At 69.4% G+C, this 13,722-nt stretch carries 12 protein-coding genes; 5 read left to right on the top strand and 7 right to left on the bottom strand.

Translation table 11 applies throughout. The annotated features are described in order from the left end of the window. Positions 1–53 precede the first annotated feature (53 nt). Positions 54–764 carry a class I SAM-dependent methyltransferase gene (locus ACFV7R_RS29795; RefSeq protein WP_385268905.1) on the bottom strand — a complete coding sequence of 237 codons (711 nt, stop codon included), beginning with the start codon at positions 762–764 and terminating at the stop codon, positions 54–56. Between the two features lie 135 nt (positions 765–899). Next, complete coding sequence (locus ACFV7R_RS29790) at positions 900–1,337, bottom strand: hypothetical protein (RefSeq protein WP_385268903.1); 438 nt, start codon at positions 1,335–1,337, stop codon at positions 900–902. A gap of 120 nt (positions 1,338–1,457) precedes the next feature. On the opposite strand from ACFV7R_RS29790, the gene ACFV7R_RS29785 reads away from it, so the two are divergent. The 3 genes from ACFV7R_RS29785 (at position 1,458) to ACFV7R_RS29775 (ending at position 3,031) form a co-directional block, all read left to right on the top strand. After that, positions 1,458–1,883, top strand: coding sequence for a VOC family protein (locus ACFV7R_RS29785; protein WP_385268901.1), 426 nt, complete (start codon positions 1,458–1,460; stop codon positions 1,881–1,883). Continuing rightward, positions 1,867–2,316: a hypothetical protein gene (locus ACFV7R_RS29780; protein ID WP_385269192.1), complete on the top strand. Its 450-nt coding sequence runs from the start codon at positions 1,867–1,869 to the stop codon at positions 2,314–2,316. Before ACFV7R_RS29785 ends, ACFV7R_RS29780 begins: the two co-directional genes overlap by 17 nt. Positions 2,317–2,380: 64 nt before the next feature. Next, positions 2,381–3,031 (top strand): DUF4360 domain-containing protein, encoded by a 651-nt coding sequence (locus tag ACFV7R_RS29775; protein ID WP_129797980.1) that lies wholly within the window; start codon positions 2,381–2,383, stop codon positions 3,029–3,031. A gap of 338 nt (positions 3,032–3,369) precedes the next feature. Here the strand turns inward: ACFV7R_RS29775 and ACFV7R_RS29770 are convergent, their stop codons facing one another. From ACFV7R_RS29770 to ACFV7R_RS29760, 3 genes are read right to left on the bottom strand one after another with little or no spacing between them, the layout of a single operon-like run. Further along, on the bottom strand, positions 3,370–4,632 hold the full coding sequence (locus ACFV7R_RS29770; RefSeq protein ID WP_385268899.1) for a sugar ABC transporter permease: 1,263 nt from the start codon (positions 4,630–4,632) through the stop codon (positions 3,370–3,372). A 14-nt stretch (positions 4,633–4,646) separates the two neighbouring features. Next, positions 4,647–5,429 carry an ATP-binding cassette domain-containing protein gene (locus tag ACFV7R_RS29765; RefSeq protein ID WP_385268897.1) on the bottom strand — a complete coding sequence of 261 codons (783 nt, stop codon included), beginning with the start codon at positions 5,427–5,429 and terminating at the stop codon, positions 4,647–4,649. Between the two features lie 37 nt (positions 5,430–5,466). Further along, positions 5,467–6,549 carry a sugar ABC transporter substrate-binding protein gene (locus tag ACFV7R_RS29760; protein ID WP_385268895.1) on the bottom strand — a complete coding sequence of 361 codons (1,083 nt, stop codon included), beginning with the start codon at positions 6,547–6,549 and terminating at the stop codon, positions 5,467–5,469. 674 nt (positions 6,550–7,223) lie between these two features. On the opposite strand from ACFV7R_RS29760, the gene ACFV7R_RS29755 reads away from it, so the two are divergent. Beyond that, complete coding sequence (locus tag ACFV7R_RS29755; protein ID WP_385268893.1) at positions 7,224–9,656, top strand: SpoIIE family protein phosphatase; 2,433 nt, start codon at positions 7,224–7,226, stop codon at positions 9,654–9,656. Continuing rightward, positions 9,653–10,735, top strand: coding sequence for a substrate-binding domain-containing protein (locus ACFV7R_RS29750; RefSeq protein ID WP_385268891.1), 1,083 nt, complete (start codon positions 9,653–9,655; stop codon positions 10,733–10,735). Before ACFV7R_RS29755 ends, ACFV7R_RS29750 begins: the two co-directional genes overlap by 4 nt. A 13-nt stretch (positions 10,736–10,748) precedes the next feature. Here ACFV7R_RS29750 and ACFV7R_RS29745 read toward each other — a convergent pair whose 3' ends face one another. Together ACFV7R_RS29745 and ACFV7R_RS29740 are read right to left on the bottom strand one after the other, a co-directional pair. Next, the gene (locus ACFV7R_RS29745) at positions 10,749–11,765 is read right to left on the bottom strand and encodes an MASE1 domain-containing protein (RefSeq protein ID WP_385268889.1); all 1,017 of its coding nucleotides are present in this window, start codon (positions 11,763–11,765) and stop codon (positions 10,749–10,751) included. Between the two features lie 99 nt (positions 11,766–11,864). Further along, the gene (locus ACFV7R_RS29740) at positions 11,865–13,142 is read right to left on the bottom strand and encodes a PP2C family protein-serine/threonine phosphatase (RefSeq protein WP_385268887.1); all 1,278 of its coding nucleotides are present in this window, start codon (positions 13,140–13,142) and stop codon (positions 11,865–11,867) included. Between the last annotated feature and the right edge of the window lie 580 nt (positions 13,143–13,722).

Below are 13,722 nucleotides of genomic sequence, written 5' to 3'. Positions count from 1 at the left end.
CGGCAGCCGCAGTTGCCGCGGCCCCGTACGCGACCGCGTGAGCCAGGCCGGCCTCACCGGGGTTTTGCGACCCGGAACGCGAACTGGCCGCAGAAAGTGAGCTTGCGCAGGTTCACCAGGGCCGTCCGCCGCCTGGTGTGCACCGCCCAACTGTCGATCTCGGCGTTGAGCGGGGACTCCTCGTTCCAGTACCGCCCGTACTCCGCCTTCCGCTCGCCGTGGTAGGTCCGCATGATCAGCGTCACCCCGTCCAGGGACGGCCGGATCTCCTCCAGGGCGAGCCCGGACTCCTCGAGCAGCACCCGGAATCCGTACGGCGTGTAGTTCCACAGGCTGAAGGAGTGGTACGGCTCGAACTGCGACGTGCTGCCGATGAACAGCCCGCCCGGCCGCAGCACCCGGCCGACCTCCGCCAGCAGGTCCCGCGGGTGCGAGACGTGCTCGAAGACCTGGTGCGAGTAGATCAGCGGCACGCTGTCCGAGGAGAACGGCAGATGGACGCCGTCGAAGTGGACCACGGGGCCGCCGCCGGGCCGACGCTGCGAGGCTTCCGGAGAGTCGCGGATGTCGACTCCCACCCACCGCACCTTCGGATCGTGTCTCCTGAACAGTGCGGCAGACGTGCCCCGCCCGCACCCCAGATCGACCACCTGGTCCGGCGCGCCCGGCGAGCTCATGACCTCGTCGAGGTAGTAGCGCGAAGTGACCTGGCGGGCGTGGTCGTCGGGGATGCAGTCGTGCATGAGGTCCCACAGGGTCGCCATGCCCAGAGGCTAGGGACGTGCCGCACCCGCGGACCAGGATCCGGCCGGTGGTTCGCGGCAACCGCCACCCATAAGGCGTGACGGCCATGCTGCCGCCGCCCGGCAAGCAGCTGGTCTGCGGCGGATCGCCCGGCGTCAGGCGGCGGCCGGGTCGTCGACCTCGGCGGGGATGCGCTGCCTTTCGTGGCGGAGGGCCGCACCCGTCGCGACGGCACCGAGACCCTCCCACAGGCCCACGCCCAGGAAGGCGGTCGGCGCTCGGTCGCTGATCACAGCGAGGGTGAAGACTGTGCAGGTGAGCAGGCGGAAGGGGACAGTCCAGCGGAAGAACGCCGTCCAGTCGGAGAGCGAGGCCAGCACGTAGTACACGCCCATGTTGAGCGCCGCCATGGAGGAGGCGGTGAGGAAGGCCGGCGTGTGGTCCGCCTCCGCGCGCGTACCCGCTACGGGTGTAAGGCCCATGAGGGTGAGCAGGGCGTCCGGGGCGATCAGCCCCACCGCGCCCATGGCGGCGGCGAGAACACCGAAGACGGCTATGGTCCAGCCGGGGAGGGAGCGGGGAAGAAGGTGCACGAAGTCCTCCGTGTGCCAAGGGAAGTTGACGCCTGAAGCACCCTTGCACACCCACGTCGTCCTTCGACCGTGGTCGGGTCGGTCAGGCCCTCGGCCACCGAACCACGGCACACTGAAGACATGAACGCAGACGACCGGAGCCTGCTGGCCCGGGCACGCGTGGCGACCAGACTTCCCGCCCAGAACCTGGACCGGGCTCGCCGGTTCTACGCCCAGCGGCTCGGCCTCGAGCCCGTCGACGAACGGCCCGGTGGACTGCTGTACCGGTGCGGCGGCGTGGACTTCGTGGTGTTCCAGTCGACGGGTGCCTCTCCCGGAACCTTCACCCAGATGGCATGGGAGGTCGACGACATCGACACCCTCGTGCCGGAGCTCGAACGGCGCGGCGTGGTGTTCGAAGAGGTCGACGTACCCGGGTTGCGCACGAGGGACGGGATCGCCGAGGTCGAAGGCAACTATCCGAGCAAGGGCGCACGTGGTGAACGGGCAGCCTGGTTCCGGGACAGCGAGGGGAACCTGCTGGGAATCGGTGAGCCGGTCGTCTGACAGGACCGCCGACCCGCCTCGCCGGCAGCATGCGGACCTGGCCCGGCTCTTCGCGTCGCTGGATCACCTCAGCGGGGGACGCGCCGGATGGAACATCGTCACCACCGGAGCGCCGCAGGCCACTGCGGCCGACCGCACCTCCACGGTCCTGACCTGGTACGACGCCACGGCCGAGACCATCGCGGTGGCCGGAGCACCAACCCAGGTCACCAACAGCCGCACCTGGGGCATCGCCTGGCTCACGGCGGGCTACCGGGGCGGCTGCCAGTCCGTCTCGGTGCCCCGCCGTTCGGCCGCGGTCATCAGCACCACCGACACGGCGTGCCTGCGGAATGGCCGGACATCGCTCTGGCCCCCCGATGCCTGGGTGCGTACGCTGCGAGCGCTCCCGGCATGCACAGGTTGTCCACAGTTTCTCCTTGGATGGAATTGACATGTGCATGCCTGCAAACTGCATGGTCGCCACCCCCCGCACGGAAGTACCAGAAGGGAGAACCATGGCTGCTGGGCTGCTCCTGAGCAGTGCGATCGCCGCTCTGTTCGCCACCGCGGTACCCGCACAGGACCCGTCGTCCGGGTTCGTCGACCCGCCCCCGGACCGGATCGTCATCAAGATCGCCACGGTGAACGGCTCCGGCTGCCCGCAGGGCACCGCCGCCGTCGCCGTCTCCGCGGACAACACGGCCTTCACGGTGACATACAGCGAATACCTCGCTCAGGTCGGCGGCAATGCCGACCCCACGGCGTTCCGCAAGAACTGCCAGCTCAACCTGGTCGTGCATGTGCCGCAGGGCTTCACGTACGCCATCGCCAGCGCTGATTACCGGGGCTTCGCCTCGCTCCAGCCCGGTGCCAGTGGCGTTCAGCGGGCCTCGTACTACTTCCAGGGCTCCTCGGACACGGTCTTCAAGAACCACCCCTTCAGTGGCCCCTACAGCGACAACTGGCAGGCCACCGACACCACCGACTGGGCCCAGCTGGTCTGGGCGCCGTGCGGTGTGCAGCGCAACTTCAACATCAACACCGAGCTGCGGGTCAGCGCCGGCACCTCCGACCCCGCCAGGAGCAGCTTCATGACGATGGACTCGACCGACGGGGACATCAGCACCGTGTATCACCTGGCGTGGAAGGAGTGCCCCAACTCCTGATGCCGCCTCCCCGGTGGGCGGCAAGCGCCGCCCACCGGGGCTCGATCCCAGGCCCCCGAGTGCCTGCCTCACCCGATCGGCGGCATCACCGCGCGCTGCGGGCACGCCCGCACTAGCGTGGATCCCGGACGCGCCGCAGAACTTCGAGCGGCGGGCCATGCGTTGGTGGTCCAAGGCAAGACGTCCCGCTCCCCGCGGGAAGATGCAGGTGCAAGGCCTGCCCAACGCTCGACTGACGACCCCGGCTCCTGCATCTGTGCAGGGGCCGGGGCTGTTTCGGTGGTCGGGGGAGGGGCCGCAGCCCTGATGTGCGCAGCGTGTGCCGGGGACCGGACGGATCAGGCCCGCCCATGCGCTTCCTGCGAGCGTCGTGACAGGGCGTCGAGGACGACCGCGGCGAAGAGCACCCCGCCCGTGATCATGAACTGGACGGCAGTGTGGATGTCCGTGATCGCCATGCCCGAGGCGATCGACTGGATGACCAGCATGCCGAGCACCGCGGACCAGGTCGTGCCGCGTCCTCCGAACAGGCTGGTGCCACCGATGACGGCGGCTGCGATGGCATTGAGCAGCAGGACACTCGAACCTGAGCTCTGGCTCACCGAGGTGATGCGGGAGGCCAGGAACAGGCCGCCGATCGCGGCCATGGTGCCTGAAACCGCGAGCACTGCCGTCTGCACCCGCGTCACCCTGAGGCTGGCGCGGCGGGCCGCCTCGACGCCGCCGCCGAGTGCGTAGACCTGCCGCCCGTAGTGCGTGTGGCGGAGAACGATGTCGAGGCCGGCCACCACCACGAGGAAGACCAGCAGGGCGAGCGGCAGACCCTGGAACTGGTTGAGCAGATACGCGGCGGCGAACGCGATCACGGCCACTGCTCCCGTGCGCACCGCGATTCCCCGCAGTGAACGGTGCGGCATGCCGACGGCCTTGCGGCGGCGCATGTCCTGGTAGGGCATGAGGAAGACGAGGCCCGCGCCGACCGCCGCCGCCGCGTAGGCGGCGGCGTCGTTGGTGAAGTAGTAGCTGGTCAGCTTGGCGACGAGCCCGTTCTCGTCGAGGTTGACGGTGCCGCTGGTCCCGAGGATGTAGAGCATGAGGCCGTTCCAGGTGAGCAGCCCCGCGAGTGTGACGACGAAGGCCGGCACCCGGGTCCTGGCGAAGGAGAAGCCCTGGACGGTGCCCGCCGCGGTACCTGCCAGCACCGCGAGGATGAGGGCGAGCCATTCGGGCACGCCGTTGTTCACGTTCAGAACGGCGAAGACAGCCGCCGCGAGGCCGCTGATCGAGCCGACCGACAGGTCGAGCTGACCGAGCAGCAGCACGAAGACGATGCCGACCGCGATCAGACCCGTACCCACGATGTCCACGCTGAGATTGGACAGGTTCCGGGGAGAGAGGAAGTTCTGGTTGAGGGACTGGAAGACGATCCAGACTGCGGCAAGGACCAGGACGACGGGGAGCGAGCCCAGTTCACCGGCGCTCAGTTTGCGCCGGAGGGCGGCCACCCAGCCCTGCACGGCACGGGCGACGGCCCGCCCGGCGTGCGGAGGCGGGGCCTCGGCGGTGGGTGCGGCGGGGGCGGCCCGCGTGTTGTCCGCCATGGTGCGCAGTCCTTTCACCACACCGCGTCCCGGGTGGCCGGCCGGCGGGGCACGTTCTCGGTGGCACCGGTGATGGAGGAGATGATCTGTTCCTGGGACGCGGTGTTCACGTCGAAGAAGCCGTTGTTGCGACCGAGCCGCAGTACGGCTGCTCGGTCCGCGAGGGCTTTGACATCGCCCAGGTTGTGGCTGATGAGCAGTACGCCCACGCCGCTGTCCCGCAGTTGGTCGACGAGGTCCAGCACCTCGGTGGTCTGCTCGAATCCCAGAGTTGCCGTGGGTTCGTCCAGGAGGAGGACGCGTGGGTCGCCGAGGAGTGAGCGAGCGATGGCGACCGTCTGGCGTTGGCCGCTGGACAGTGAGACGACGGGGGCGCGCAGATCGGGGACGTTCCTGGTCAGGCGTTCCAACAGACGCCTGGTGCGGCGCTCCATCTCCATCTCGTCGAGGAATCCGAACCTGCGGATCTCCCGTCCGAGGAACACATTGCCGACGACGTCGAGGTTCCCGCACAGCGCCAGGTCCTGGTAGACGGTGGCGATGCCGAGGTCCCGGGCGTCGTGGGGGCGCCTGATGTGGACCGTCCCGCCCTCCCACTTGATCACGCCCCGGTCCGCCGGGGCGACGCCGGAGATCACTTTGACCAGGGTGGACTTACCGGCCCCGTTGTCGCCGAGGAGAGCGACGACCTGGCCGGCGTGAATCTCCAGCTCGATGTCCGTGAGGACCTCGACGACACCGAAGCGCTTGCACACCCCATGCAGTGCCAGCAAGGGGGGAGCCGGCACGGAAACCATCTCCTTCCGGAGCCCGGACCAGGTCGGAACCGGCGCGTCAGGTCAGCCCTGCCTTGTTGCAGGCGGCCGTGAGTTGGGGGGTGCAGATCTGCTGGACGGTGTACACGCCGTCCTTCACCACGGTGTCCTTGATGTTGCCGGCGGTCACGGACACCGGGGTGAGCATGACGGCCGGAACCGTCTTCCCACTGCTCGTCCTCACCGTGTCCTTGGCAACCCGGTCCAGGCTTTCACCGCGGGCCGCGGCCACGGCCATGGTGGCACCGGCGGAGGCCTCGGGGCCGAAGGGCTTGTAGACGGTCATGTACTGATCGCCGCTGACGATGCGCCGCAACGCTGCGAGTTCGGCGTCCTGCCCGGTGACGGGCGGCAGCGGGGTGACCTTGTTGCTTTTGAGGGCGGAGATGCTGCCGGCGGCGAGGCTGTCGTTGGCGGCATAGACCCCGTCGATGTTCTCGGCGCCGAGGGCGGAGATGGCGCCGGACATGTTCGTGTTCGCCGCCTCCGTCCTCCACTGGTGTGTGTCGTACGCCTTGCCGATCCTCACCCTTTTGTCGAGCACGGACAGTGCGCCCTGCTTGAACGAGATCGCGTTGGGGTCGCTGGAATCGCCGTTCATCATGACGATCTGGCCGCCGTCCGCCCTGTCGCCCATGGCTGTCAGCAGTGCCGTGCCCTGGAGCCTGCCGACCTCCTCACCGTCGAAGGTGACGTAACCCGAGATCGGGCCCTCCACAAGGCGGTCGTAGGCGATCACCGCGATGTCCGCGTCGTCGGCCTTCCTGACCGCCGAGCCCAGCGAGGTGGCATCGACAGCCACGAGCAACATCGCGTCCACGCCCTCGGTGATCATGGCGTCCACCTGTTGCTGCTGAGTGGCCACATCGTTCTTGGCGTTGGCGGACTCGACCGTGCAGTCGCCGCACAACTCCTTGATCTTCATCTCTATCAAGGGCCTGTCGTGCATCTCCCAGCGGGCCGTGGCGGCGTCCGGCAGCAGCACACCGATCGTCGGCGCGTTCGCGTCGCCGTCCCCGGCGCCCGGCCCGCATGCCGCAAGAGCAAGGGCCGCCGAGACGGCGGTCAGGGTGATGGCCGCGTCCCGTGTCCAGGCCTTCATGTGAGAGACCTCCAACGGGTTCCCGGTGCCGCGCCATGCCGTGCGCGTAGGGCATCGACGCATGTGCATCGCGGCGTCAAGGCTTCGTCCGCAACTCGGCCGGGCCGCACGGTGAAGGGCCCGACGGGACAGGCCTCGCCGGGTCGGAGCGCCACGTCGGCACGGAACGGCCCGGGCGGTCGCAAAGCGACGTCGGCCACCCCGGCGGGGTGGGGCCTCGGCCCGACCGGCCCGGCACCGGCGGCTACCTCTTCGAGCATGACGACATCGGCCTCCTCGTCATGCCACGTGTACGTGGGACGCACCACGTGGAAGTGGCGAGACGGCCACGTCGTCAGTGTGACACCGGCCGCGGTGATCTGCGAACGCAGGGAAACGGCCGTCGATACTCGGCGCAGGCCGCTTTGGACACCCGGCTGTACTGCCGGGCTGGGACCGGTGACCCGGGCGGCCAGGCCTGCGACGATGGCAGTCAAGACAATCTGTCCGGTTGGTCCGCATATGCGATTCTGGAACGTGACTGCCCCGAGCTTGTCGGCATCTGCGGCATGGACGGGAGGTAGGTGGCGGACATGCCTCATGACGGCTCTGCCCGGGTCGGCGCCACTGAGCTGCGGGCATCCGGGACCGGCGCCGCAGGCACAGGTTCTCCGCCGCCGGAGCCGGCGGCCGCCATGAGCGATCGGGCCCTGACGTTCGCCGCAGCGGGGCTGGCAGCGGTCTATGTGCCCGCTACCGGGAGCGAAGAGCTGCGGTTGGTGGAAACAGCCGGATGCGCCCCTTCCCGTTACCGGCTGCCGGAGTCTTTGCCCCTGTCCGGTGACTCACCTGCGGCGCACGCCTTCCGAACCGACCGGCCTGTGTGGCTGAACTCCGCCGAACTCGCCTCCTGCTCCGAAGGCGGGCCGACACCGCGGCCGTCGGAGGCGTCGCTCGGCGCGCTGCCGCTCCGGACGGGAAGCACGCGACTGGGCTGCCTCGTCGTCCTGGGGAGTTCCGCCGGCGGCTTCGATACCGAGCAACGGCGATTCCTGGAGCGCTACGCCGACGCCGTCGTCGGCGTGCTCCAGGCCGGGACCGACCGCGCCACGCCGTCGTCGCTGCTCAGTCCCGCCCTGCGGAGTCTGCGCGTCGGCTCCTTCGTCCTGGTGCCGGACACGGGCCTGATCGAGGCGGACGAGACCCTGCTGGAGCTGGTCGGCATCGCGCCGGACGACTTCGACGGCAAGGCGGAGACCCTGCTCGCGCATGCCCTCCCGGAGGACATGCACGCGCTGATGTCGGTCCTGGAGCCGTCCACCCAGCCGTCCGTTCGGCGGGAGCTGGAGTTCCGGGTCCGCTGCTCCACGGGTGAAATCCGCTGGCTGAGCCTGAGCAGCCGGATGGTGGCGGGCACGGACGACCGGCCGGAGCAGGTGCTGGGAGTGGTGACGGCGACCTCGGCCCAGCGGCGGGGCGACGACGACGTGTCCAGGATCCAGTGGCTGACTGCCGCACTCGACGATGCGGCAACGGTTCGTGACGTCAGCGGAGTGATGGTCACCGCGCTGCGCGAGCCGCTGGGCGCCGACCGGGTGGCGCTCGCCGACTTGCAGGACGACCGGCTCATGGTCACCGTGCTCGACCCGCCGCAGCCCGCCGCCTGGCCGGAGATATGGCGTCCCCAGTGGCGTTCGGAGTGGCCCGACGCACCGGTCAGCGCGCTGCCCACCCTTCAGCTGGCCCTGCGGGACGGACGCGTGGATCTGTGGCCCGCCGGGACAGCCTTCGAACCCGGACTCGCAGGGATCGGCACCGGAGGTCTGGCCGTCCTGCCGCTCCCGGCCAAGGGCCGGGTCGCAGGCGTGTGCCTGGTCGGCTGGGACCGGCCGCACGAGTTCGTCCCCGAGGAGCGGTCCCTGCTCACCGCCACCGCGGCGCTCGTCGGGCAGGCCCTCAAGCGTGCGCACGAGCACGACGCCGAGCAGGAACTCGCGACGATGCTGCAGCGCAGCCTGCTGCCCCGACGCCTCCCCCAGCTGCCCGGGGGGACGGCCGTGGCCCGCTATCTGCCCGCCAGGCGGGGGCTGCAGGTGGGCGGTGACTGGTACGACGTCATCGACCTCTCCGGGGAACGCGTGGCGCTGGTCATCGGCGACGTGCAAGGACACAGCGCCGGAGCCGCGACGATCATGGGCCAGATGCGTACCGCGGTCCGGGCCTACGCGGTGGAGGGCCACCCGCCCGACGTGGTCGTCTCCCACGCCAACCGCCTGCTCGTCGGCATGGAGACCGACCTGTTCGCCACCTGCTGCTATGCCGAACTGGACATGGAGGAAGGCAACGTCCTGTTCGTCCGGGCCGGGCACCTCCCACCGCTGATACGCCATCCCGACGGCCGTACAGAGGAGGTGCACGTCGAGGGCGGGCCCCCGCTGGGCATCATCGCGGAGGCGGAGTACCCCATGACCGCCTGCGCACTGGCCCCCGGCACGGTGCTCGCCCTGGTCACCGACGGCCTGGTCGAGGCCGCTGACCTGCCCCTGGACGAGGGTCTGGAGCGGACGCGCACCGCGCTCGGTGCGGCCGATCCTGCGGATCCGGGGAGGATGGCCGACGAACTGCTCGGCGACATCGGCCCTCGTGAGGACGACGTGGCGCTGTTGCTGCTGCGCTACGACGGCATGAAGACCCGGCCGATACGGGCCGGCTGGGCGGTGTGGCGGCTGCCCGACGCGGTGATGCACGCCCGCCGTTTCACCGCGCGCACACTGCGTCGGTGGAAGGTCGGCGAAGGAGCCGATGTGGTCCTGCTGGTCGTGTCCGAACTGGTCACCAACGCCCTGGTGCACACCGCCGGTCCGGTCCACCTCGACCTGATGCTCCGCGGGGACCGGGTGCGCGTCAGCGTGAGCGATGCCTCGCCCCGTGCACCCGCCAAGCCGGTGATCGTGGACTGGGAGTCGACCGGTGGCCGAGGCCTGCTTCTCGTCGAGGCGATGTCGGAGTCCTTCGGCTCGGTGCCGGTGGCCGGCGGCAAGCAGGTGCGGAGCGAGATCGTTGTGCCCCGGCCCGAGCCGGCTCCCTCGGACTCCGGCCTCCCGACGGAACGAGGAGGTCTGCCATGAGCACCCGTGCGGGGCGTGCCGTCGCGGCGCTCGTCGCGGGACTCATGACGATGTCCCTGGCCGCCTGCGGAGGACAGGGCGAGGCGGGCACGGACAGTTTCAGTGTCGGCCTGCTGCTCCCGAGCCGAGCGGTCCCCCGCTGGGAGCACGCCGACAAGCCGCTGATCGAGCAGCGACTGAAGCAGCTGTGTCCCCGCTGCACCATGGAGTACGCCAACGCCGAGAACGACGCGACACGGCAGCGGCAACAGATGATGTCCATGATCACCAAGGGGGTCAGGGTCATGATCCTCGATGCCGCCGACACCAGGGCGCTCCGCTCGTCGATCCAGGAGGCGCACGAGGCGGGCGTCCAGGTCATCGCCTATGACCGGCTCGCCGAGGGCCCGATCTCGGGCTATGTCAGCTTCGACGGCGGGCAGGTCGGCAGGCTCCAGGGCGAGGCGCTTCTGACGGCCATGGGCGGCAGGGCGGACGGCGGGAGCGTCGTCATGATGAACGGTGATCCGACCAGCCCCAATGCGGCGTGGTTCAGGCGGGGCGCGCTGTCCGTACTCAAGGACATGGTCAAGATCGGCAGGTCGTACGACACGGTGGACTGGAGCACGGACATCGCTCACGCCAACATGGCCGCAGCCATCGCAGCTCTGGGCCCGGACCGCATCGGCGGCGTCCTGGCGGCCAACGACACGATAGCCGCGGGCGTCATCTCCGCGCTCAAGAAGGCCGGTGTCAAGGACCTTCCGCCCGTCACCGGTCAGGACGCCGACCTCGCCGCCGTGCAACGCATCGTCAAGGGCGAGCAGTACATGACGGTGTACAAACCCTTCAGGGCGGAAGCCGCAGCCGCCGCCGCCATGGCCGTCGCCCTGGGGCGTGGCGAGGGACTCCACGAAGTCGCCACGACGACGACCGACAGCCCCACCATGAAGCACATCCCGTCCGTCCTGCTCTCTCCGCGCGCCGTGACGGTCGGCACCATCAAGCAGACACTCGTCAAGGACGGCGTGTACACCATCGACCAGATCTGCACCCGGGAGATCCGGCCCGCCTGTGAGCGGGCCGGGCTCGTCCCGTAGGAAGACCCACTGATCACGCCGGTCGTGGGGTCCGTCCGCCCTTCTTTTCCTTCTCGCCCTCGCCGTCGGGGAGCGTCGGGCGGCGGCGGCCGGCGGCGATCTCCGCCACCAGGTCGGCGAGCTGCGCACAGGCCCGCTCGATCTCCTTGTGGGCCTGGTTGCGCTCGCTGACCGCGGCCCCGAGCAGCAGCGCGGTCAGTGAGGCAGAACCGTTGAACGCCTGCAGGGTGATCATGTTGGTGAGCAGGTCGTGATCGGCGAACGGGCCCGATCCTCGGGCAGCGGCGATGATCGCAAAGGTCGACACGGCCAGTGCACACGGCGCGGCCCCGGCCAGCTGGAAGCGGAAGGCCGCCCAGATCAGCAACGGGAAGCCGAGGAAGAGCAGCGGCGTGCTGTTGATCTCCAGGAAGCCGACGCAGGCAGCGGCTGCCACAAGCAGCAGTCCCTCCGCCCAACGGGACGGCCGCACGTTCTTCGGCCAGTGTGCCGAGCGGAGAACAAGCAGGACCGGCGCGACCACCAGGACACCCATCGCGTCGCCGGTCCACCAGACCGACCATGTCGGCCAGAACTCGTCGGCGCTCAGCACACCGGTGAGGAACAGGGTCCCGCTGCCTGTCGTCGCGCTGATGAGCATCCCGGTGAACGCACCGAGAAAGATCAGTGCCAGCGCGTCCCGCAAACGGTCCATTTCGATCCGGAACCCCGTACGGCGGAGCAGCATGTACGAGCCGACGGGCGCGAGAGTATTGCCCGCCACGATCGCGAGCACGGCCGGGATCGACGGCCCGAGCGAGATGTTGACCAGGAATGCGCCGAGTGCGATGCCGGGCCAGATCCGCGGGCCGCGGAGGAGCAGGCCCGCCAGGGCGACGCCGGTCGGCGGCCACAGCGGGGTGACCTGGCCGCGCACCAGCTGCTGGAACAGTCCCAGTTCGGCCGAGCCGTAATACAGACCGGCAACGACGCAGATCTCCAGGGCAGTCACGCCACCGCGCCGGAGCCGTTCATGCCGCGCGACAGTCATGGGGCGACCTCCGCATCAGCACCCCCCGAAGTCCATCATCCGTCGGATCCCCCGGCTCCTCCACGGCACCGTTGAGCCATGGGGCCGGCAGACTCGGGCTCAGGCTTGCGGGGTGCGCAGGGCGAGCACGGCCATGTCGTCGTGACCGTCGCTGGGATGGTGGTCGGCCAGTGCTTGAACGAACTCCTCCAGGGGCAGGGCGGCATACCCGGTGGCTAGCCGGGCGAGCTCGTTCAGACTCTCGTCGATGGGGTGGTCAGGATGTTCGATCAGCCCGTCGGTGAAGAAGACCACGGTGGCGTCCTGAGGCAGGAAGTGCGCGTGGTCGGGGCGGGGCTGCTCGAGGTCGACCCCGAGCGGCAGCCCGGGCTCGGCAAAGAGATATTCCGCTCCGCGCTCAGGGGTGATCAGCAGCGGTGGGACGTGCCCCGCGGTGCTCCAGTGGAGTCGCCAACCCGGTGGCTCGGGTTCGATGCGCGCCAGGGTGGTGGTCGTGACGGGATTGTGTGTGATGGCCTGCAGAGTGCGGTCGAGCTGGGCAAGGACCGCGCCCGGCGGATTGCCCCGGTCGAACAGCAGAGCGCGCAGCATGTTGCGCGTGGAGGCCATGGCGGCCGCGGCGTGCAGATCGTGACCCACCACGTCACCGATGACGACGGCCACCACGTTCTCGGGCAGCGGGACGGCGTCGTACCAGTCCCCGCCGAGCCGACTGGGCTCGGCAGCGGGCCGGTAGACGGCAGCGGCGGTGAAAGGCCGCAGGTCGGGCAGCGTCGGCAGCAGAAGCCGCTGGAACTGCTCGGCTCCGTGCCGAACCCGTTCGAACAGGCGGACGTTCTCGATCGCGATGGCGGCGGCGCTGGCCAGGGCAACGACGACGTTCTCGTCGTGGACGTCGAAGGGCCGTCCGTCGAGCCGCTCGGAGAGGTAGAGGTCACCGTAGATCTCGCCGCGAACGCTGATGGCGACCCCGAGCAGGGTGCGCAGGTGCGGGTGGCCGGGCGGGAACCCGACGGAGGACGGATGAGCCGAGATGTTGTCGACCCGCAGGGGTTCGGGGTGGCGGATCAGATGCCCGAGAACACCCAGACCGCGAGGAAAGTCGGTCCCGGCCAGATCAGCGCGTTCCTGCTCGGACAGGCCGGCGGTGATGAACTGCTCCACGCGCTCTCCGGACTCGTCCAGTACGCCCAGTGCCCCGTAACGGGCGCCGACCAGGTCCATGGCGGTGGTCACGATGCGGTGCAGCACCGCAGGCAGTTCCACCTCCCGGCTGATGGCCACCACGGCATCCAGCAGGCCCTGCAGCCGGTCCATTGCGGCGAGCAGGGAGCGCAGTTCGTCGTCGATCCGTCCCAACTCCGAACGCAGACGCACATGCAGGTCGGGGACGTGCGGCGGCCTCGATTGTTTTCGTTCCTTCTCTCCGGCCATCATGAGCGCCTGGTGGCGTGATGTTCTGTCTCGGCCATCTCCGGCTCGTGGCAATCGGTGCCAGTCGCGGTGAGCGGGGCGTTGGCGGCCACTGCGGTGGCCGCCCTGCAGGAGGTGCCGGACTCGGGGGGTGCGCTCCGCTCCAAGAGCTCCTCACTCGAGCGGTACATTCCGTCCTCCCGACACATGATCCTGATCACTCGAGGCCACAGCGTGACACGACCGAACGGGCAAACTGCCATTGCTCAGCAGCGGCAGGATCCGGTCGGCGTCGACGTGGCCGAGCGAATGTGGACACGTATTCCATGGTGCACCGAAGGTCCTCGACCTGGGAGGACGAAACCCTCGCAGAGGCCCTCGCACGAAAGGCCTTCGAGGTCGGCGCCGTCGGTCGGCTGTACACGCCGCCGGGGAAGAGAGTCTAGGGTCAATGCCGTTGCATTACGGGCCTGTGGGTTGGGGTCTTGTGATGAGGATGGCTTGGGTGCCGGTGCGGGTGGGCTGGGGCCAGGCACGGTGTTCA

Origin of the sequence: Streptomyces sp. NPDC059866, assembly GCF_042731325.1 — a bacterium.
Classification (GTDB): domain Bacteria; phylum Actinomycetota; class Actinomycetes; order Streptomycetales; family Streptomycetaceae; genus Streptomyces; species Streptomyces flavusporus.
The sequence above is the reverse complement of the archived record's forward strand: the minus strand, read 5'-3'. Positions and strand labels throughout refer to the sequence as shown.